At 38.4% G+C, this 21,246-nt stretch carries 21 protein-coding genes and 1 pseudogene; 14 read left to right on the forward strand and 8 right to left on the reverse strand.

Annotated elements, in window-relative coordinates; translation table 11 throughout:
- Positions 1-527: 527 nt before the first annotated feature.
- Positions 528-799 (reverse strand): annotated as a pseudogene (locus K9B36_RS07780) (NifU family protein); the annotation flags it as partial.
- A 123-nt stretch (positions 800-922) separates the two neighbouring features.
- On the opposite strand from K9B36_RS07780, the gene K9B36_RS07785 reads away from it, so the two are divergent.
- A complete protein-coding gene (locus K9B36_RS07785; RefSeq protein WP_223701452.1) occupies positions 923-1,252 on the forward strand; it encodes a YuzD family protein in 330 nt (109 codons plus the stop codon).
- Positions 1,253-1,488: 236 nt separating this feature from the next.
- Here the strand turns inward: K9B36_RS07785 and K9B36_RS07790 are convergent, their stop codons facing one another.
- Complete coding sequence (locus K9B36_RS07790) at positions 1,489-2,556, reverse strand: NAD(P)/FAD-dependent oxidoreductase (protein WP_223701453.1); 1,068 nt, start codon at positions 2,554-2,556, stop codon at positions 1,489-1,491.
- A 427-nt stretch (positions 2,557-2,983) separates the two neighbouring features.
- Here K9B36_RS07790 and K9B36_RS07795 point away from each other — a divergent pair, with 427 nt between their 5' ends.
- On the forward strand, positions 2,984-3,220 hold the full coding sequence (locus tag K9B36_RS07795) for a YuzB family protein (protein WP_223701454.1): 237 nt from the start codon (positions 2,984-2,986) through the stop codon (positions 3,218-3,220).
- Positions 3,221-3,440: 220 nt separating this feature from the next.
- On the opposite strand, the gene K9B36_RS07800 is transcribed toward K9B36_RS07795, so the two are convergent.
- Positions 3,441-4,130 carry a DUF2225 domain-containing protein gene (locus tag K9B36_RS07800; protein WP_223701455.1) on the reverse strand — a complete coding sequence of 230 codons (690 nt, stop codon included), beginning with the start codon at positions 4,128-4,130 and terminating at the stop codon, positions 3,441-3,443.
- Between the two features lie 317 nt (positions 4,131-4,447).
- Between K9B36_RS07800 and K9B36_RS07805 the strand changes: the two genes are divergently transcribed.
- The 3 genes from K9B36_RS07805 to K9B36_RS07815 all read left to right on the forward strand — a co-directional run bounded on the left by K9B36_RS07805 (position 4,448) and on the right by K9B36_RS07815 (position 7,736).
- Positions 4,448-5,683 carry a NupC/NupG family nucleoside CNT transporter gene (locus tag K9B36_RS07805; protein ID WP_223701456.1) on the forward strand — a complete coding sequence of 412 codons (1,236 nt, stop codon included), beginning with the start codon at positions 4,448-4,450 and terminating at the stop codon, positions 5,681-5,683.
- A gap of 716 nt (positions 5,684-6,399) precedes the next feature.
- Positions 6,400-7,257 carry a diaminopimelate epimerase gene (gene dapF / locus K9B36_RS07810; protein WP_223701457.1) on the forward strand — a complete coding sequence of 286 codons (858 nt, stop codon included), beginning with the start codon at positions 6,400-6,402 and terminating at the stop codon, positions 7,255-7,257.
- Between the two features lie 116 nt (positions 7,258-7,373).
- Positions 7,374-7,736 (forward strand): HesB/IscA family protein, encoded by a 363-nt coding sequence (locus tag K9B36_RS07815; protein WP_223701458.1) that lies wholly within the window; start codon positions 7,374-7,376, stop codon positions 7,734-7,736.
- Positions 7,737-7,900: 164 nt separating this feature from the next.
- Here K9B36_RS07815 and K9B36_RS07820 read toward each other — a convergent pair whose 3' ends face one another.
- Positions 7,901-8,449 (reverse strand): hypothetical protein, encoded by a 549-nt coding sequence (locus tag K9B36_RS07820; protein WP_223701459.1) that lies wholly within the window; start codon positions 8,447-8,449, stop codon positions 7,901-7,903.
- A 200-nt stretch (positions 8,450-8,649) separates the two neighbouring features.
- Complete coding sequence (locus K9B36_RS07825; protein WP_223701460.1) at positions 8,650-9,642, reverse strand: NAD(P)/FAD-dependent oxidoreductase; 993 nt, start codon at positions 9,640-9,642, stop codon at positions 8,650-8,652.
- A 430-nt stretch (positions 9,643-10,072) separates the two neighbouring features.
- Here K9B36_RS07825 and K9B36_RS07830 point away from each other — a divergent pair, with 430 nt between their 5' ends.
- The 6 genes from K9B36_RS07830 (at position 10,073) to K9B36_RS07855 (ending at position 14,759) form a co-directional block, all read left to right on the forward strand.
- Positions 10,073-11,290 (forward strand): NAD(P)/FAD-dependent oxidoreductase, encoded by a 1,218-nt coding sequence (locus K9B36_RS07830; protein WP_223701461.1) that lies wholly within the window; start codon positions 10,073-10,075, stop codon positions 11,288-11,290.
- 92 nt (positions 11,291-11,382) lie between these two features.
- A complete protein-coding gene (locus K9B36_RS07835; protein ID WP_223701462.1) occupies positions 11,383-11,862 on the forward strand; it encodes an NUDIX domain-containing protein in 480 nt (159 codons plus the stop codon).
- 174 nt (positions 11,863-12,036) lie between these two features.
- Positions 12,037-12,159 carry a YuiA family protein gene (locus K9B36_RS07840; protein WP_223701463.1) on the forward strand — a complete coding sequence of 41 codons (123 nt, stop codon included), beginning with the start codon at positions 12,037-12,039 and terminating at the stop codon, positions 12,157-12,159.
- Between the two features lie 211 nt (positions 12,160-12,370).
- Positions 12,371-12,694: a YuiB family protein gene (locus tag K9B36_RS07845; RefSeq protein ID WP_223701464.1), complete on the forward strand. Its 324-nt coding sequence runs from the start codon at positions 12,371-12,373 to the stop codon at positions 12,692-12,694.
- Positions 12,695-12,910: 216 nt separating this feature from the next.
- Positions 12,911-13,630: a 3D domain-containing protein gene (locus K9B36_RS07850; protein WP_223701465.1), complete on the forward strand. Its 720-nt coding sequence runs from the start codon at positions 12,911-12,913 to the stop codon at positions 13,628-13,630.
- A gap of 280 nt (positions 13,631-13,910) precedes the next feature.
- Positions 13,911-14,759 carry a phosphotransferase gene (locus K9B36_RS07855; RefSeq protein WP_223701466.1) on the forward strand — a complete coding sequence of 283 codons (849 nt, stop codon included), beginning with the start codon at positions 13,911-13,913 and terminating at the stop codon, positions 14,757-14,759.
- 188 nt (positions 14,760-14,947) lie between these two features.
- Here K9B36_RS07855 and K9B36_RS07860 read toward each other — a convergent pair whose 3' ends face one another.
- Positions 14,948-15,757 carry an ABC transporter substrate-binding protein gene (locus K9B36_RS07860; RefSeq protein ID WP_223701467.1) on the reverse strand — a complete coding sequence of 270 codons (810 nt, stop codon included), beginning with the start codon at positions 15,755-15,757 and terminating at the stop codon, positions 14,948-14,950.
- Positions 15,758-15,766: 9 nt separating this feature from the next.
- A complete protein-coding gene (locus K9B36_RS07865; RefSeq protein WP_223701468.1) occupies positions 15,767-16,249 on the reverse strand; it encodes a divergent PAP2 family protein in 483 nt (160 codons plus the stop codon).
- 190 nt (positions 16,250-16,439) lie between these two features.
- On the opposite strand from K9B36_RS07865, the gene K9B36_RS07870 reads away from it, so the two are divergent.
- The 3 genes from K9B36_RS07870 (at position 16,440) to K9B36_RS07880 (ending at position 20,494) form a co-directional block, all read left to right on the forward strand.
- Positions 16,440-16,820 carry a DUF309 domain-containing protein gene (locus K9B36_RS07870; protein WP_223701469.1) on the forward strand — a complete coding sequence of 127 codons (381 nt, stop codon included), beginning with the start codon at positions 16,440-16,442 and terminating at the stop codon, positions 16,818-16,820.
- Positions 16,821-16,883: 63 nt separating this feature from the next.
- Positions 16,884-18,392: a leucyl aminopeptidase gene (locus tag K9B36_RS07875; RefSeq protein ID WP_223701470.1), complete on the forward strand. Its 1,509-nt coding sequence runs from the start codon at positions 16,884-16,886 to the stop codon at positions 18,390-18,392.
- Between the two features lie 770 nt (positions 18,393-19,162).
- Positions 19,163-20,494: a Na+/H+ antiporter family protein gene (locus K9B36_RS07880; protein ID WP_223701471.1), complete on the forward strand. Its 1,332-nt coding sequence runs from the start codon at positions 19,163-19,165 to the stop codon at positions 20,492-20,494.
- Positions 20,495-20,541: 47 nt separating this feature from the next.
- Here K9B36_RS07880 and K9B36_RS07885 read toward each other — a convergent pair whose 3' ends face one another.
- Positions 20,542-21,141 (reverse strand): biotin transporter BioY, encoded by a 600-nt coding sequence (locus K9B36_RS07885; protein ID WP_223701472.1) that lies wholly within the window; start codon positions 21,139-21,141, stop codon positions 20,542-20,544.
- Positions 21,142-21,246: the final 105 nt, after the last annotated feature.

Genomic DNA, 21,246 nt, shown 5'->3' on the forward strand with positions numbered 1-21,246 from the left:
CCTGTCTACCGCTATCGCCCGCAGGAGTCGAGCACCTTCCACTTCAATCCACAGGGGGGGGAGGACTTTATATGTGAGGACCTTCTTACATTATTAATGATTGGATGGTTTCATATGAAGGTTTCTGTTCATTTGTATACCATCTGCTTCTTGTTAACCCAGCTGTGGATCGGAACGAAAGGCGGAGACTCCTGCGGGAGGTAGTGCTTTGGGAAGACCCCGCAGGCGATTAGCCGAGGAGGCTTCCCAAGCACCCCGCGGACGCGAAGCCTTTCGTGGAGAGTAGCAGCAGTTTATAGCACAACCCTTAATCCACTAGGTAGAGCATTATTACTTATAATATAGACGTTCTAACATTCAAAACCATAATAGAGCACCACTTAATCCTCGGTGCACAGCTGTGGATCGGAACGAAAGGCGGAGATCACACAATTCCATACAAACGGGTGAGCTGCCTAGAAACATTTTCGATTAATAAACAAAATCGAGAGCGGCTAGGCCACTCCCGATTTTAGTATTGTTTGAAATTAGAATACTTGCTCTACTTCTACAACGCCTGGAACTTCTTCTAATAATGCACGTTCAATACCAGCTTTTAGCGTGATAGTTGAACTTGGACAAGAACCGCATGCTCCTAGTAGACGAAGCTTAACAATTCCATCCTCAATATCTACAAGTTCGCAGTCTCCTCCGTCACGAAGAAGAAACGGACGTAATTTATCTAGAACTTCTTGTACTTGCTCATTCATTTCTGGGCTAGACATATTTATCGCTCCTTTCCTTACATATTTCTATTATATAGGGAAATGTATAAAAAATCTATTGCCTTGCTCTGGGTGTTTTTAGGAAATTTTATTTCTTTTGTGAAAAATATCGTTGCATACGGTAAAATGAAAGAAAATAAACATTCTGAGGTGAAAACATGTCAACTAAGAAGGTGGAAATTAATGTTTATGGGGCAGAGGTTCTATGCCCAAGCTGCGTAAACCTTCCTTCATCAAAAGAAACATATGAGTGGCTCCAGGCTGCTGTAGCAAGGAAATATCCGAATCAGCCTTTTACTATCTCCTATATTGATATTTTTCAAGCTGCAAATTGTGAAGAGGAGAAGAAAGAATTTGCTAGCCGAGTGGTGGAAGAGGAAATGTTCTACCCAGTCGTGGTTATTAATGGCGAAATCGTGGGTGAAGGAAATCCTAGACTAAAAACAGTATATGCAGAAATGGAAAAGTACGGTTATTTTGCTATATAAAAGGCTGTTTTCGCATTGATTGTTGCTTCTACGTAAAGTGGTACCACCCGTTACAATCGTTGCTGTCGTGCTCTTTTCCTACTAAAATAAAAAATCACTCTTAATCTTGAGTGAACGGGACAGTAAAAAATTCAAATACCGATTTTTTACGGGCTTGTAGCATCAATCTATACGAAAAGAGCTATAAAAAAACAAACTCGTGAATGAGATAATGTCATTCGCGAGTTTGTTTATCGTTAACCTTTATGATACTTGTACATCCATAAGATCCCTGACTTCAAAAGACGGGCAACTCTTCCGGTAAGTGGACGATCATTTACCAACCCAAAACCATGCTTCTTTCCTAGAGATCCTAAAACCCCTTTTAATTTTATTTGCGGGAAGCTTTCTGGTGGTGTTTCATTGTTCCAGCGTTTTACAAGCACTTGAACAATTTGTTCTGCTTGGCCTTCCGCTAACTGGGCACTTGGGGCATGAGGTAAACTAGCACAGTCGCCCACAACATAGATATGGTCATAGCCTGGAATATTATGTTGTTTTGTTAATACCACACGTCCTTGATTATCCTTCTCTACCTCTAAGTCACGTACTATTTTGTTTGGCTGAATACCAGCTGTCCATACGATCGTATCACAATGGATAGGTTCATCATGATTATATAATGTATTTTCTTCAACACGTGTAATGTTGGAACTATTCACTACTTCTACACCATGGGTTTCAAACCAGTTTTGTACGTATTGACTTAATCTTTCTGGGAAGCTAGAAAGGATAATGTTCCCTCGATCAAAAAGTTTAATTGTTAAGTCAGGACGACTTTCTCGAAGTTCGCTTGCAATTTCTACGCCACTTAATCCACCGCCAACAATAGCGACCACTTTATTAGCTGCTAAATCATTTAAAGCTTGATAAGCTTTTCTGGAGTTATTGATAGATTGAATACTGAAGGTGTGCTCTTGTGCACCTGGAATATTGTGATATTTATCCTCACAGCCTAGGCCGATGACTAAATCATCGAAAGAAAGAGTACTATAGTCTTCAAAATGGATAGTATTATTTTCAATATCAATTTTTGTTACTTCCCCATATTTAACGGAAAGCTTGTGGTGTTCCGGGAAGGTCACACGTACATGATGGTCTGAAATTGTACCTGCAGCAAGTGCATAAAATTCTGTTTTTAAGCTATGGTAGGGAACTCTGTCCACTAACACTATTTCTATATCTTCTGGTAATTGGTTTGGAAGTAAACGATTTAAAATGCGCATCCCACCATAACCACCGCCAAGTACAACAAGTTTTTTCATAGCAGCTAAACCCCTTTTTGAGCTAGTAAAAATATAATCTAATAAGAAATTCCAATTTGATTTGTAAATTCTAGTAATCTAAGAAAATTATGTGAAAAAAAGCACATATGCGCATTCGATTGCGCTTTCAAAATTGAATGTGTATAACACGTTTAAATAAAATAACATTAAAAGTATATCGAAATTAAGGAAAAATAACAACAATCTTATGCAAAATACTTGCTTTTTCAGTCCTCTATCCAAAGTAACGGAAAGTAGGTTTCACTAATACCACGTATAAAGTAAAATGGAGTCATTTTAGGATGTTTTTTTGGTTAGAGGTTGAGTACGCTGCTAGGTTACATTTATTATTGCTTCAGCCAATCAAATAATTGACGTTCAGAGGAAAAAAAGGTAGCATAAAGGTGCATTAGAGAGGTGAAATAACTTGAAACCAATTATCGAATTTTGTATTAGTAATTTAGCAAGCGGATCTCAACAAGCGAGGGAAGCATTAGATAAAGATCCTAACCTGGATATAGTGGAATATGGTTGTTTAGGTTATTGTGGAAAGTGTTTTGACTCTTTATTCGCTCTAGTGAATGGAGACGTTGTAACTGGCAGTACACCAGAAGAATTAGTAGAAAATATCTATAAATACCTAGAAGAAAATCCTATGTTTTAAAAGGCTCTTTTCACAACAAGGATTGTACAGCAACGATTGTAAAGGGTTTTACCAAATTACGTTAAGGCAACAATCAGAGACAAAAAGAGCCTATTAAAAAGATCAGCACATGAAGTTCATGTGCTGATCTTTTTTTGTTTGGTAGGTTTTTAATGAAATACGGTGTTACTCGCCGCTGTAATTACCGTATGTCGGAGCTAATCATAGAGTTGCCCTATTCTTATGCTTGTAATTGTTTTTGCTTAGACCTCATATCGTACCAGCGGTTTCTTGATTTTTCAACGAGACTTCTTTCCTTATTCTTGTCTTTATGTTGAATAACAAGCTGAAAAAAACGGACTGCTTGTCTATTATTATCCAGGCGAGTGTGTAGTTCGCCAATCAAATAAAGGAGTTTAATTTCTGACATCTCTGTTTGTTCAAAATCACCAAGTGTATAGGAGAGTTCCAGCTGTTCAGCTGCTAGTTTAAGGAAGCGTTTTTCTTGAACAGTATTTTTTTCGACTGTTCGAAATATCCATGCCAAACGTAAATATAATCCGGACATGACGATAGGGGCTTCCTTTTTTAAAATTCCTGTATATATTGCTAACTTATAAGCATTTATCGCTGTGGCTACTGTTCTAATTTGGCCATAATCTTTTTTCTGCCAATGCTTTTGAATTTTATTTTTAATTGCTTCCTGTGTGCCTGGTGGAAAAGAAACACCAAACTGTTCCGTACTGGAGTAACCACAATCAGGACAAACACTTACATAGTAAAGCAAAGGATTGGTGTCGTTGGAATCGTACGTAGAACAAAAATCCGTATCATGTGATAGGGGACGAATGTATCTTGATTTTACCTTTTTTGTTTTATGTTCATGATTGCAAATAAGACATGTGATTTTTTGATCAAAAAACTTTTCCAAAATAAACACCACCTTGAATGAAGTATATCACCATTATAATACAAAAGTACCACAAACAAAAGACATCCAAACTTACCGTATGGTACTTTTTACTCATTTTAGCTAGATAAATAAAAATGAAACTTTTACATTTTTTTCTTAAAGTAGGGCAATTTATTTAGGAGGTCAATGAAAAATTAATCAAAAAGTTAGTGTGTCATTTATTTACAGGAAAAAAAGTCTTTTAAACGCTTACATTTCGTAGTAAAGTGTATAGGTGTTGGTAGGATGTCTGATGACATACCACTTATGAAAAATCTATTTTAGAGGTGAATCTTGTGAATAATATTATTTGGGGTTTATTAGGAATCGTAGCAATTTTCGCAATCGCATTCCTCCTTTCAGAGAATAAACGTAAAATTAGCATACGAACGATTCTAGGCGGTCTTGCTATTCAATTATTGTTTGCGTTTATCGTACTGAAATGGGAGTTTGGAAGAGAGGCGTTCCTAGGACTGACAAATGCGGTTCAAAATGTGATCAATTATGCAAATGAAGGGATAGCCTTCCTATTCGGGGGAGTACTGGGTAACCCAGGATCTGAGGTAACTGGATTTGTTTTCGCTTTTCATGTGTTAACAATTATCATATTCTTCTCTTCATTAATCTCAGTTCTTTATTACTTAGGTATTATGCAAATTATTATTAAGTTCCTTGGCGGTGGGCTTTCCAAGCTGTTAGGTACAAGCAGAACAGAGTCATTGTCCGCATCTGCAAACATTTTTGTTGGACAAACGGAGGCACCATTAGTTATCCGCCCATATATTAATACGATGACAAAATCCGAGCTGTTTGCGATTATGACCGGTGGATTAGCTTCAGTTGCTGGTTCTGTACTATTTGGTTATGCTGCATTAGGTATCCCGTTAGAGTATCTATTAGCAGCAAGTTTCATGGCTGCACCTGGTGGGTTGATTATGGCGAAGATGTTGATTCCAGAAACGGATGAACCTAAAACGCCTACCAAAGTGGAACTAGAAGAAGGAGAAGAAGAGAGAGCAACAAATGTAATCGATGCTGCAGCACGTGGAGCATCAGACGGGTTAAAGCTTGCTTTAAATGTTGGGGCAATGCTTCTGGCATTTATCGCATTGATCTCAATGATTAATGGATTACTGAGTTGGGCTGGAGGAGCGTTCGGTGCAGAAAACTTCACATTGGACTTTATCCTTGGCTACCTATTTTCTCCGTTAGCGTTCATTATAGGTATTCCTTGGAGCGAAGCCGTTGCAGCAGGAAATCTTATTGGCCAGAAACTTGTCTTAAATGAATTTGTCGCCTATTCCACTTTCTCAGAGCAAATTGACCTGTTCAGCGATAAATCAGTTGCGGTCATTTCCTTTGCTCTTTGTGGATTTGCTAACCTATCTTCTCTTGCAATTTTGCTTGGTGGATTAGGAAACTTAGCACCAAACCGTCGTCCGGACATAGCAAGATTAGGATTCCGTGCAATTGTAGCAGGTACCTTATCTAACCTACTAAGCGCAGCAATTGCTGGGATGTTCCTTTTTTAAACGAGCAATGTTAAAGAATTAAATTCATATGGCTTTCTAATAATTAGGCTCTGTTAAACGCCGCTGTTGATTTCCGCAAAAGGCTACGCGTTCCACGGGGCGGTGCTGGAGCCTCCTCGGCTGCGCCTGCGGGGTCTCCAGTCTACCGCTATCTCCCGTTGGAGTCTCCGCCTTTTGCTCCAATCATCGCTGGTGAAGTACTATTATCAACACTCATCTTTAACAGAGCCAATAATTAAATGTTGCAACAAAGAAGCCAACGTTAAAAGTCAAAAAAGAGGCTGGAACAAAAGTGTTTTAGCCAAAGAAAACCCGAACTAATTTGAGTTTGAGATCAAATTAGTTCGGGTTTTTAATGTGTTCAAATATACGCACAGTTTTTAGGTTACTCAAGCGGTTGATTGGAGTGCAAGACGGAGGCTCACGGGTCACCCGCGGAAAGCGAAGTCTTGCACGGAAATCAATAGCGTTTTTAGAGCCGGTACTTAAATTTGTTCGTCTTATGTAAGAGTTATTTTAGTTTTGTCCCATTCTCTTTTGCTCATTTTAATAGGAAAAAAACGGATAAAATCAAGAAAAACCCATGTTATCGTGTCTCTATTTAGAAACAGTCGATACATGAGTTTTTCATAAAAAACGGGGGATATTTCTATTGTGTTCTATCTTTTATGAATTTATACTTGTAAGAAATATTATTTTTTGGGAGATATGTAAAAATGCGTTCCTTTGAATTTACCAAGATGCACGGATTAGGAAATAATTATATATATGTCAATATGTTTGTGGAAAACCTATTAGAAGAGGAGATTGCTTCCATTGCAATCAATGCAGCCAATGTTCACACAGGGATTGGGTCAGACGGGTTAATTTTAATCTGCCCATCAGAGGTGGCTCCTGTAAAAATGAGAATATTTAACAACGATGGCTCGGAAGGAAAGAACTGTGGGAACGGACTGCGTTGTGTGGCCAAGTATGTACGGGAACATCGAATTGTAACAGAAGATACTTTTTTAATTGAAACCATGTCCGGTGTAGTGGAAGCGACAGTGGAATCGCTAGAAGAAAGAGAGGCAATCGTTACGGTTGATATGGGTGTACCTCAGCTCGCTACTGAAGCAATACCGATTCTTGTAGATAAAAAGAGCCGAGTCGTTAATGAGCCATTTAGTGTTGGGGAAACTATTTATCATGTAACGGCGGTTTCGATGGGAAACCCTCATGTCATCTTTTATCTTGACGATATTAACATGGCTCCACTTACAACACTTGGCCCTATTGTAGAAAGAGATTCACGCTTCCCTGAAGGTGTTAATGTGGAATTCGTTGAAGTGGTATCCGATCGGGAGCTTCATTTTCGTGTATGGGAACGCGGTTCAGGGATAACCCAGGCATGTGGAACAGGAGCATGTGCAGCAGTTGTGGCGTCGGTATTGAACAATAAAACGACTCGGAATGAAGAAACAATTGTTCATTTAGCTGGTGGAGACTTATTTATCACATGGACCAACGAAGGCACAGTGAAAATGAAAGGGCCGGCGGAAACTATTTGTACGGGTACTTTTTATTACAACTAGCACGATAGGAGTGGCCGAACGCATATAATAGAATAAGCTGTAAAATTGAGAATAGAACGCTTTAACGGTATACTAAATATAAGATAATGGTGAAATTAGATTAGGGGGTGTAAGAAATGAGCGATATTATTACGATTACAGAGGCGGCAGCTTTTCAAATAAAAGATATGATGACAGAACACGGTAGCGACTCCATATATTTACGTGTTGGAGTAAAAGGTGGCGGTTGTAGTGGCCTGTCCTATGGAATGGGTTTTGAAGAGGAAAAAGGAGAAAAGGATATCATACAAGAGCAACATGGAATCCAGATCCTAATAGATGAAGAAAGCAAACCAATCCTTCAAGACGTAAAGATTGACTTCAAACAATCCATGATGGGCGGCGGATTCACCATCGATAATCCGAACGCCATTGCCAACTGCGGGTGTGGCTCTTCGTTCCGTACAGCGACAGAAGCTGGGAAACCTGAAGATTGTTAAATAACAGGACTAGTCAAAGTATGAATTGGCATAGGAGCTAAATGCTAAAAAAGGTAGACAGGAAAAAGGCGATCCCTATTCCTGTCTTTTTTTATTGTGTGGCTTTTTACATACTGGATGAAAATTGCACTCGATAAACAATATAATCTTAGTTTTAGAAGAGCTTAATTTTTGATTTTCCAACGATAAAGAAAGCTACTTCCTAGAACGAGAACAACCCCCAATGTGCCAAATACAATGTTATCAGTGGTAGGGTCACGATCAGTGTTTTTGTTGTCTGCATCAGGGGATTGAACTGGACTATTTCCTTTACCAAGTTGCTGCAGATCCTCTTGAGCGTTTGCCAATTCAGCCGTTCGTGAGCATAGTGAGGAGGTATAAATTCCATCCTCAAGGTTTGCATATACGATATACTCCTTGCCTAGTTCAAAATTCACTCCGCAACCTGCTGAATCCTTGTATGTGTATACGTTGACTTCTGTTATATTTATACCTTTCCAAGTATCTTTTACTTTGATTTTGACTTTTTTCCGATTACTGCTCCATTTTTCATCTACGTTTATGATTTCTCCTGCGAATACTGCATCATATTTTTGGAGTTCTTCTAAGGGGGAACCAGGTTTCAAACAGGAACAAGCTGAACTTGATTGAACAAAAGAGAAGGAAATGGCAACAACCATAAAACCTAAGATAATGATCTTCAAATATTTCATTGGTGTATCACCTCATTTGAATAGTTATTATTTTAGACGAAAAGAAGCAGGAAATGTTACAGCTCAAATGTGTTGGAGAAATCACAGTTTAGTGGAAATTGAATACATCAAAGCCGCGAGTGAAATAAACGCAGAGTTAAGCCTAGCCAACACAAAAAACCAACCTCCAGTTTTGAAGAGGTTGGTTGTATCAGGGTATTTTAAAACAAGCTTGTACTGTGTAGCGGTTGGATCTTCGCTTTTGGATCAATATAAGATTTTGCGTTATTCACGGCTGTTGGCGCTTCACCAAAACCGCATGCAATTAATTTAACTTTACCTTCATACGTACAAATATCACCTGCAGCATAGATTCCAGGAATATTTGTTTCCATTTTAGAATTTACAACGATCGAGTTTTTCTCAATTTCAAGACCCCAGTCTTTAATAGGACCAAGAGAAGAAACGAATCCGTAGTTGACGATAACGTCGTCAATCTCCAGAACTTCTTTATCTTCTGATTTAACCTTTTCAAGAACAACTTGATTAATCGCGTTGTCATCTCCTATTAATTCCACAGGTACAAATGGAGTTTTGACTTCGACTTTCGAATTCATTAAGTTTTCAACACTATGCTCGTGTGCACGAAACTTGTCGCGGCGATGAACAAGTGTCACCTTTTCAGCTATGGACTCAAGCATAAGTGCCCAGTCTACAGCAGAATCTCCTCCACCAAATACGACTACTTTTTTGCCAGCAAATTTGTTCATATCATCTACAAAATAGTGGACGTTCTTATTTTCATATTCTGTAGCATTTTCAAGTTCTAGGCGTCGCGGTTGAAAAGCACCATTACCAGCAGTAATAATGACTGCTTTTGAATAATGAGTTTCTTTGTCCGTAGTTATCTTGAATGTACCATCGCCCATTTTTTCTAAGGTTTGAACTGATTGTTCTAAGGCAACAGTAGGTTCAAATTTAGACATCTGCTCCTTAAGGTTGTTGATTAATTCCTGTGCACGAATTTTTGGAAAGCCTGCAATGTCATATATGTACTTTTCTGGATAAAGTGCAGATAGTTGCCCGCCTAATTGTGGTAAGCTTTCAATAATCTTGACACTCGCTTGTCTCATTCCACCATAAAAGGCTGTAAACAGACCGGTTGGCCCTCCACCAATAATGGTAATGTCAAATACTTTTTGTTCTTCGTTCATCTCTGTCTATCCCCCCAAACAATTGATATAACTTCCTTTTATTATAATATCACAATTTCAATAACAGGGTAATAGCTGTCACCTTTACGGAAATATCCTGTACTATATTAATAAGGAAGAACTATTGAGTGATCTGATTTTTAAATATTCAAAAGGTTTAAAAACAATGATTTAATCTTGAAAAATGTCAAGAAAAAGAATATGATGATTAATAGACAAATACATTTTTTGTGACAAATTATGCACTTTTTCGCCGTTCTTATTCGTGAAGTGTTTCACAAGCCCTTTTTTCTTTCTATTTTAAAATAAAATTTAACTTTTCAGTGGATAGTAAGAAGTAAGAACAGAATAGTGAATTTGACATGTCTAGCGTATTAATTTTTTCTTCTATATTTATAAAAATTTTATCGATAAAGGTGGATGTGATTCTTTGAAAAAGCCAAATATTGTTATTTTAGGTGCGGGTTATGGTGGTTTAGTCACGGCGGTACGACTTCAAAAATTAGTAGGTGTAAATGAAGCGAATATTACCCTTGTGAATAAAAATGATTACCATTACGAATCAACATGGTTACATGAAGCTTCTGCAGGTACCCTTCCAGCAGATCGTACTCGTTACAAAGTTTCTGATGTTATTGATAGAAGCAAAGTTCATTTTTTACATGATACAGTTACTGCAATCAATCGTGAAGCTAAAACTGTCTCTTTAGCTAAAGATGGGGAAATATCTTATGATTACTTAGTAGTTGGTCTTGGATATGAAGCAGAAACATTTGGTATTAAAGGCTTAAAAGAGCACGCTTTTTCCATTGCTAACTTAAATGTAGCTCGTAAAATTCGAGAGCATATCGAATACCAATTTGCTACGTATAACACCGAGGTAAACCGTCGCGATGATCGTCTAACCATCGTTGTTGGTGGAGCTGGATTTACTGGTATTGAGTTCCTTGGCGAACTAGTAAACCGTGTTCCTGAACTGTGCAGTGAATTTGATGTTCCACAAGAAAAAGTACGTCTTGTGTGTGTGGAAGCTGCGCCAACTGTTCTACCAGGTTTTGATCCTGAATTAGTAGAATATGCAGTAGCTACACTTGAACGCAAGGGTGTGGAATTCAAGATTGGTACTGCAATTAAAGAAGCAACCGAAGAAGGCATCCTCGTTGCTAAAGACGAGCAAATGGAAGAAATCAAAGCAGGTACTGTTGTATGGGCTGCTGGTGTTCGTGGAAACCATTTGGTAGAAGATTCAGGTTTTGAAAATATGCGTGGCCGTGTAAAGGTGGATCCTTACTTACGTGCACCAGGACATGATGATGTGTTCATTATTGGTGACTGCGCGCTAATCATCAATGAAGAAATTAATCGTCCATACCCACCAACAGCGCAAATTGCGATGCAACAAGGTGAAGTATGTGCGAAAAATCTTGCTGTCCTAATTCGTGAGCAAGGCGACTTGCAAACATTTACTCCTGATCTAAAAGGAACGGTTTGTTCATTAGGTGAAGATGATGCAATTGGTGTAGTATTTGGACGTAAGGTCATGGGTTCCAAAGCTAGCTTCATGAAGAAAATGGTTGATAACCGCGCGCTTTACATGATTGGTGGCGCAGGGCTTGTAATGAAAAAAGGAAAATTTAATATCCTTTAAGCTATAGATTTTAAAAAAGCTGTTCCTGTAAAAAGGGGCAGCTTTTTCTTTTCTTTGATATCATAGAAAAAAGATCAAAAGGGGTTGATTGCATGTCAAAGAGAGGCCGAGTTTGGCTTGCGGTAGCTGGGATTGTAAAAACAGAAGATGGAAGATGGTTAGTAGTTAAAAAACGCTATGGCGGGTTAAAAGATAAGTGGTCTTTTCCAGCAGGTTTCGTAGAAGCAAATGAAACCGTAGACGAAGCCGTGAAAAGAGAGGTTATGGAGGAAACGGGTATTGAAGTAAATGTAGAAGGTCTAATGGGTGTTCGAACAGGTGTCATTAAAGAAGAAATAAGCGATAATATGCTTATTTTTGTATGTACTCCTCTGCATTCAAATGTTGTGTACCAAAAATGCGAACTTTCTGATGCAGCCTTTAAAACAGCAGAAGAGCTAGCAATGGATCCCGATACATCACTGCTAATTCACTATTGTATAAAGCAAGTGGATAGTTCTTTATTAAAGCCTACCTCTCCTATGAATCCAGGGGAAGTGTTTGGTTACTCCTCGTACAAGTTATTTTTCTAAAAATTATGAAAACTTATGAGAAAACGAGTTCCCACGTGATTATGGCTTATGTATCCGTTTACATGAAGGATGCCAGACTTATTCGTCCCTTTTCAAGCTTTCTAAAAGATGTTATATTATCAGAAAATTAAATTAATTTCTGTTTTAAGATAAAAACATCTGGAGGGATAAGAAATGAAAAATCAACTTCAAACAGAGAATAAAGCATGTGTATATTGTTCAGGAAAAGGCTACTTTCAACTTCTCTTAGGCGGATCTGAGACCTGCTCTTGCTGTGGAGGCAGTGGCAGAAAATAAGAAGAGGCTTGTTGCTTCTTGTACAGGGGCACCATAGTATGAAAAAAAGCCTATTTATACTAACACCAACACTTCAAGTTATCGTCTAATGTTGACATAATCTTGACAAAAGTGTTGGTGTTTTTTTTATTGATCTTCAAATTTAATTGACTCGTCTCATGCCATTCAGTACACTTAGAAAAGATGTGTTATGGAGGTGTATGACAGGGGTATGAATATACCAATTTTACTTATTTCCGTTGTGCTTTTTTTCGTATTATTTTTTGGAATTGGATTCCTTCTAAATATGCTATTACGTATGTCTTGGATTATGGCTATTATCTATCCATTGGTTTGTATCTGGATTATTGGGCAGGATGATGTTAAGCTTATCGACTTTTTCACAAAACCCGGAGTTGCATTTTCCACATTGGGGAATGAAATCACCTCATTACAAGTAGCAGATATCACGATACTAATCAGCGGTTTCATTGGGGCAATATTCTCTGGGATTGTAATTAGAATGCTTCGTAAAAATGGGTATCAAATGTTTTAACAGACTGATTTTGATATTCAAACACAGCAAAGAAATAAAATACAAATTTTTGTGAATCGACTTAATGTCGATTCTTTTTTTTTGCTATGGAAATATTACTAGATTGTTAACATTTACTGGTAAAAAATAAAGGTTTACTAGAGAAAACTAATAAAAAAGGAATAATTTTTAGTGAAAGAGGGAAAGAATATCAAGTGAGAGGAGTGAATGTATCATATGAATACAACAAAAAAATTATTCCGAAGGACGGTTACTGGGGTTTTCTTTTCGTTAGCCTTGTTAGTAACCTTTCAATCGTTGTCGGGTGTAGAGGCGACAACGATTCAAAAATGGCTGGAAGAGAATGAGATATATGCAATAGATGAAAAAGCGGGAGCGAATGAGAATGGCAGCTTCTTCAAAAAGATTGGCCTGGATTGGAAGACTCTAAATTTTTCACTTTCTACACCAACAATGGTGTCTTCCGAAGAGGCAATCGAAGAACCGAAATCATTAGAAGACTCAATCGATTGGAGTCAATATGAAACACATACGGTCTCAGCTACAGGATACACGGCTGGGGTAGAGTCTACAGGAAAATCGATTGATCATCCAGCATATGGGATTACATATTCAGGGCTCAAAGTTAGAAGAGACCTATATTCAACCATAGCAGCTGATCCTAGAGTCTTTCCAATAGGTACAATCCTTTTCATTCCAGAATATGGGTACGGGGTAGTTGCGGACACAGGGAGTGCAATCAAAGGAAATAAAATTGATTTATATTATCATACCGTAGATGAGGTATTCAATGAATGGGGCAAGAGAACCCTTGACGTGTATATTGTGAAAAAAGGTAATGGGGAACTAACAGAAGAAGAATTGAATTTACTGAATGAAGAAGAAAGCATGCAAGTGTTCCGTCAACAATATTTAAGCGATAATAATAGTAGATAAAAATTGGACAACTTCTAATTCCATAACGAGTATTTAAAAAGGTCAATCCCATCTTACATTATGAGGGATTGCCTTTTTTTTAACTTATTGCTTCTGATAAAGGTGTTGTTTGAGAAAATCAGCATTTGAGAAATATTGCCACTATGTAAGAAAGGTTATTACAGGAGATAAAATACAAGAACACATGATAAAATTAGGTGTTATTGAAATAGACATTTTTACTATCTTAAAAACAGAAGAATAGGCTTAAAAGTACTTATCTGACAAACGGGGATGAAATATGGATATTCAAAAAATTATTAAAGAGCTTATTAACAACAATATAATTCCATCTGAACCAGATTACGAACAATTAAAAGGCGGTACTAACAGTGAATTGTATCTTCTAAAAAGTAATGGACTTAAATGTGTGGTTAAGTTAAATGAACCACAGGTGATTGAATCAGAAGCAATTTTCCTTAACACTTATAAAGATATAAATTTATTGCCGAAACTGCTATTCGTTGAGCCGTCATTCCATGCAATGGTTTATTCATTCATAAATGGTTCTACAGATTATGTAGCGATAAATAAAAAGGAAATGCTAAGAATTCTTGTGGAAGAGCTACTAAATAAATATAAGGATGCACCTTCTGCTGTTGGTTGGGGGTGGCCTGAAGATCCTGTAGAATCTTGGCAACATTTTCTTATGAATGAAGTTGTGGAAACGAATAGAATTTTAGCTTCAAGATTAGATAAGGGTGACTATGAATACATATGTAATTTGGTTTTAAAAAATAACACTGATAGTAAACATTTCTTATTACATGGGGACTGTGGAGTTCATAATTTCATTTTTGATAAGGGACAATTTTGTGGTGTGATTGACTCAACTCCAGTTATAGGTGATCCTATGTATGACTTAACCTATGCTTTTTGTTCTTCACCAGATGATTTGACAAAAGATACTATAGATTCAGGGGCAAAGAATATGAGGATTTATAGAGAGGGAGATTGTTCAGATTTATACGAACAAGTAGTTATTAGTTTATACCTAAGATTAGGGGCATGTATTAAACATCACCCAAAAGATTTTGAGAAATATTTAAAAGCGTGGAACTATTGGAAGGGATTGGTTAAGAACAGGTGATATCAACGTTAACCATTAACAGATCACAGTTTCAATAGGGTCATACATAACCATAGCTGATCCGCTTTCTTAGGGGATGTGTTGGAGCCTCTCCTCGGCTAGCCAAACGAGGCTCCAATCATCAGTTGGGGAATCACTAGGTTCAATACTCACCTTTAACAGAGCCCCTTATAAGAAGAAAGTATCATCTACAATAATGGATCATCCTTTGTATTGGTAGGATATATGTCAGGATGCAAAAGATGGGCTACTTTCTTTAAGCCGTGTAATAGTCTAGGTGAAGGTCTGCAGAACAATGCTTCCTCTAGACAAAATATTTTGTTTTCCTTAACGGCTGCGACATTTTCTTCCCAGCCTGGCCTCTTTTTGACATGTGCAGGTTTCATTTTCGATTCTTTTACGCCAACCCATATCATGCAAATGACGTCAGGATTCTTTTCGGCAACTTCCTCCCAGTCGGTCTGGTGGCTTGCCACATTTTTATCGGCAAAAACATTGGTGGCACCGGCTAGTTCACTTATTTCCGTGAGCCAATTAATTTTACCTGGAGTAAAAACTGGTTTTGGCCACCATTCCCAATAAACCTTGGTTTTGGAAGGAATGGTGGCTGCTAATTCTTTATAGGTATGTATCAACTCGTTCATGCAATCTGTGACTTCCATTGCTTTAGCTTTGGTGTTCGTTATTTTTCCTAAAGAGAGAAGATCCTTTTCTATATCTTTTAACGATTGTGGATTTAATACGATATAAGGGATGTTTCTTTTCTTTAATTCTTCAATGTTTTTCTCCATTCCGGGTACACTTAAACTTGCTAGAACTAAATCAGGTTCTAGCTTTTCTACTTTATCCATATCGATTTGGAGGTCAGGACCTAATTTGGGCAGATTTTGTATTTCTTTTGGCCAGTCGGAAAAATCATCGACACCGACAAGCATATGGGTCAAACCAAGGTAATGCAGGAGTTCTGTATTACTTGGGCATATTGAAATCAAGCGCAAAAAAATCACCTACCAAATTTCTGTAAAATAGTGAAGAAAAAGGGTCAATAATATTCCAGTTAAGCCCCCAAAGAAAACTTCAATCGGCTTATGACCTAATAGTTCTTTAAGATCTTTGACCTTTTCTTGTTCATTCATTTTTGGCCATTTTTTCGTTTCTTCTACAAATCGGTTAAAATCTATTACCAATTTATTTAGTACGATGGCTTGTTCTCCTGCGTGCCGTCGAACGCCTGTTGCATCGAACATTACGATGATGGCAAATACTGTGGCTACAGAGAAGATAGGTGAACCTACTCCTACTTCAAGAGCGACACCAGTTGCCAAAGCCGTTACTGCAGCTGAGTGGGAACTCGGCATGCCGCCTGTACTTGTTATAAGGGTCCAGTCAATCTTTCTTGTGGCAATAAATTGAATGGGAACTTTGACAAATTGAGCAAAACCGATAGCTGCCAAAGCAGCTAATAAAGGAAAATTAGTAAATAAATCCATTCTAAACCTAACGTCCTTTCTTTTTCAATATTAGACTTATCCCTTACTATACCCTTTCTTTAGAGAAGTAGCACCCTTATTAGGAAGGTTTCTTATAAAAGAATATGAAATAATTTCTACTTAATTATGAATCATTTTTAGATATTTGTTAAGATGAATTCAGTACATTCTGATTAAAGGGGTAAAATAAATGGTGCTATATCCAGAAGAATATTATAGTTTCTTTATCTCCTTTAATGAAGGAGATTATTACACCTGCCATGATTTGTTAGAGGAAATTTGGATGACGGATAAAGAAAATTATTTTCTTAAAGGTCTGCTTCAAATGACAGTCGCCATCTACCACTATGAATATGGAAATGTAAAAGGTGCCAGAGCGATGATGCGTGCGGGTTATGTTTATTTACAAAAATATCGTCCGAGGTATTGGGGAGTTGATTTAGAAGACGTGAATGGCTTTATAGAATCGTGCTTATCCATCCTGCCTCAAGATATTGATCGTGTACCCTTCGATGAAGTTTCTTCATTACCCCCACTTCCAACGTTGGTTCTTTATCTGGAAGATGATTAGAAACTCGAAATAATTCTTATAATTCGTTATAATGGAATTAGAATAAGCTGGAGGTGCTAAAGAATGTTCACAGTTCAAAATCAAATGAATTTCACTGATCAACAAGCCGCTTTAATCATTGGTTTATCAGAAAAAAACAAAAAAGTAGAAGGTTTGCTTGGAGAATTGGATGATCAACTTGATGGTCAAATTACTTCTTTATTAAAAGAAGGGGATATATCAGCAAGAAAAAATAATATAGCAAAAATACATACGTTTGGCCAAACAGCTTTTAAAAGAATTTTTGTAGTAGGTTTGGGAAGAGAAGAACAACTTTCCTTTGAAGAATTGCGTAAGACATTTGGCAAGGTGGGTAAGGCCGTTCAAGAATCAAAATTAAAAAATGTAGCTGTTGCACTTGATACGTTTTTAACAGAGTCGTTAGAAATATTAGATGCTGCACATGCTTTAGGAGAAGCTATTCCTTTGGCAACGTATAAGTACACTGGTTACAAAAAGCAATCAAATGAGCTAGAGGTTACATTAGAAAATGTAACAGTTATAACAACTGGCGATGCTGACGAAGTTCAAGCTAGCTTACAAGTAGGCTACCATTATGGAACGGGAACCAATTCAGCGCGTACGTTAGTAAACTTGCCGGGTAATATGCTGACAGCAACTGATATGGCTAATTACGCTGCAGAATTATCATCTCGATACGGATTCGAGTTAGAAATCCTTGAAAAAGAAGACATGGAAAAGCTTGGAATGGGCGCCATGCTTGCAGTAAATCAAGGAAGTGTCGAGCCTCCTAAAATGATTGTCATGAAATATCAAGGTAAAGAAGAGTGGACGGATGTAATCGGACTAGTAGGTAAAGGGATTACCTTTGATACTGGCGGATATTCCATCAAACCTAAAGATGGAATTGTAGGCATGAAGTCTGATATGGGTGGAGCAGCATCTGTGCTTGGAGCTATGGAAGTGATCGGAGAGTTAAAGCCTGAACAAAATGTACTAGCGGTCATTGCCTCTACCGACAACATGATAAGTGGTACTGCATTTAAGCCTGATGATGTCATTACTTCCATGAGCGGGAAAACAATAGAGGTACTTAACACAGATGCAGAAGGTCGATTAGTATTGGCAGATGCTATTACTTATGCAAAACAGCATGGAGCAAATTACCTTGTTGACGTGGCAACTTTAACCGGTGGTGTAGTGGTTGCTCTCGGTCATCACACAACAGGTGCTATGACTAATAACGAGGCACTATTCGAACAGATCCTTGAAGCTTCATATGAAGCGGGAGAAGAAATGTGGCGTCTTCCAATTTTTGAACATGCAAAAGAAAGAGTCCGTAATAGTAAAGTCGCGGATCTGAATAATTCACCTGGACGCGATGGACATGCAATTTTTGCTGCAACATTTATTGGCGAGTTCGCGGAAGATACTCCATGGGTTCATTTAGATATCGCTGGTACAGCAACTACCACGTCTAACTATGATTTAGGGCCAGCAGGGGGTACTGGAGTGATGGTTCGTACTTTGGTAACATTCGTGTTGCGATTTGGTCAGTTGGAAGAGGTTTGAAAAATATAGATTAATTGTAGCGCACCCTTTGAGGGGTGCGTTATTTTTTTTGAGGTTGGAGGAAGCGTTTTGGCTTATTTGGGGTTGGGGCTTTTAGTTCTTTGCATTTTGGTTTGGGGGTGGGAGCGCTTAAGACCGAGGCCAGACCCCTTGTTTGGATGGGGGAGGATTTTGTGAGGGGCGCTTATGTTGGTTAGGGGTGGATGGAGGTGGGGGGGTGGGGTCAGGCCTCAGGCAGCGGTGGGGTGTTTAGGTTTGTTGGTTGTGTTTTTGTTGGGTGGAGGATGGTTTGAGGTGGTGTGAGGCGCTTTGGGTATTTTGGGTTTGAGGGTTTATAGTTCTTTGCATTTTGGTTTGGGGGTGGGAGCGCTTGTGACCGAGGCCAGACCCCTTGTTTGGGTTGGGGAGGATTTTGTGCGGTGCGCTTAGCTTGGTTTGGGGTGGATGGAGGTGGGGTTTGGGGTCAGGCCTCAGGCAGCGGTGGGGTGTTTAGGTGGAGATGGGTTAGATGTGTGTTGGTTGTGTTTGTGTTGGGGGGGAGAGGCTGGTTTGAGGTGGTGAGGAAAGCGAAGCGCTGGGGGCGCTTTGGCTTGTTGGGGGGAGGGGTTTTGAGGGTTTGGGATTTTGGTTGGTTGTTTTGGATTTAGTTTTTTTATTTTTATTTTTTTTTGACAGGCGGGGGGAGGGTGTGGTATTTTGGTTTTATGCTTTTTTACTCTAATAGTTTAATAGGGTAAAGTGAAAGTGATTTGTTGAAAGGGTGTTGTAGGATGAATGCGGTTATTATTGCTGTTTTAATTATGCTTGTTTTGAGTTTACTTAGAATAAATGTTGTTTTAGCGCTTGTTACGGGTGCTTTAGTTGGTGGTTTGGTAGGGGGCTTAGGGTTAGAAGCCACTATTAATTCTTTTACCGAAGGGTTAGGTGCAAATGCGGCGGTTGCTTTAAGTTATGCGTTGCTTGGTGCTTTTGCGGTAGCTCTCTCTAAAACTGGCTTGCCTGATGCGTTGGTGGAAGGTGCGATTAAGCTGGTAGGCTCTAAAGGAGATTCTCGCAAAAAAGCACTCTCAAAAGCACTTATTTTAATTATTATTCTAGCAGTATCTATTATGTCCCAGAATGTTATACCAGTGCACATAGCGTTTATTCCAATTTTAATTCCCCCATTATTAAAGGTCTTAAATGAACTTAATATCGATCGCAGGCTAACGGCTACTATCATTACATTCGGCTTGACGGCCCCATATATTTTGTTGCCAGTAGGATTTGGGGGGATTTTTCACGATATTCTACAAACCAATATGGGGGAAAGTGGTTTGAGTATAAATCTCTCCTCGATTCCAACTGCGATGATTATTCCTGTTATGGGAATGGTTTTAGGGTTACTTGTAGCTGTATTCTTCAGTTATCGAAAAGATCGTTTTTATGAGCAGAAAAATGTTGCAGGGCAAGAAACGGCCGGCTATACAACAAAGTCGCTACTCGTTGCGGTTGCCGCTGTCGTCTTATCCCTCGCTTCCCAGCTATACTTAACAGAGGTAGTGGAAGTCCAAGGGATGATTTATGGCTCCCTAATTGGAATATTGGTTCTTTATATCGGAGGGGCAATGAAATTCAGTGAAACAGACATTATTTTAACATCAGGTATGAGAATGATGGCATTTATAGGCTTTGTCATGATTTCAGCTTCTGGGTTTGCCAGTGTAATGCGTGCTACAGGGCATATCGAAACCTTAGTGGCCTCTTCAGCCCAATGGATTGGGTCCAATCAGTTGCTTGCTGCCTTTGCCATGCTGATGGTTGGGTTATTGATAACGATGGGAATTGGTTCCTCGTTTTCCACTATACCAATCATTGCAGCGATCTTTGTGCCACTCTGTATAGAACTTGGCTTTAGTCCGATGGCGACGATTGCCATTGTTGGAACAGCTGCAGCTCTTGGAGATGCAGGCTCACCAGCTTCAGACAGTACACTTGGACCAACAGCGGGATTAAATGCAGATGGTCAACATAACCATATTTGGGATACTTGTGTACCAACGTTTCTTCACTACAATATACCACTTATTATCTTTGGTACTATTGCAGCAGTTATTTTATAAAAAATGCCTGAACCGTAAAGGTTTCAGGCATTTTTTTTCGTAAACATTTAAGCTATTTTGCTATTAATAGTAGAGATTTTTGTTGATTTATTTAAAGCATTGTAAAGCCTTGGCGCAATCATGGCACATAAGACTGTAAAAACAATATCCTTAACGGAGAACCAAGCCATAATTTTCCAAGCTGCCAGATAAGTCATATCCGCTTCTACTACATAGTTCACAATAAAATACATATAGGTAGTTCCAATAAAATAGATTAAGATAATTCCTGCGAAGGAAGCAGTCATGAAAGTGGCAAGTCCTGGTTTTGCTTGTTTTTCAACAATCAACCCTACTACAAAAGCTGTAACAATATAAGAAAGAATGAATCCACCTGAAGAACCAAGTACAGCGCCCATACCAGAGCTAAATTGAGCAAATACAGGTGCGCCAGCAATCCCTACTAGTAAATAAACAAACATAGACATCGCTCCAAGTCGTGAACCAAGTAGAATTCCTGCTAGTACGCAGAAAAATGGTCCCATGGACAAAGGAATACCCGCCACTTCTAGAAATGGTAACCAGGAGGTGATATTCGCACCAATAGCCATTAATGCCACAAACATTGCGGCATACGTAATTTCAATTGTTTTAAATGAACGCTTCATAATGTAAACCCCTTTATATATATAGTTAACAATAAAAATGATAATCTATTATAGGTTCATATGTCAACATAAAATAAAAAACAGTTTACAATAGATGATGTTGAA

The organism is Sutcliffiella deserti, from assembly GCF_020037475.1.
GTDB classification, from domain to species: Bacteria; Bacillota; Bacilli; order Bacillales; family Bacillaceae_I; genus Sutcliffiella_A; species Sutcliffiella_A deserti.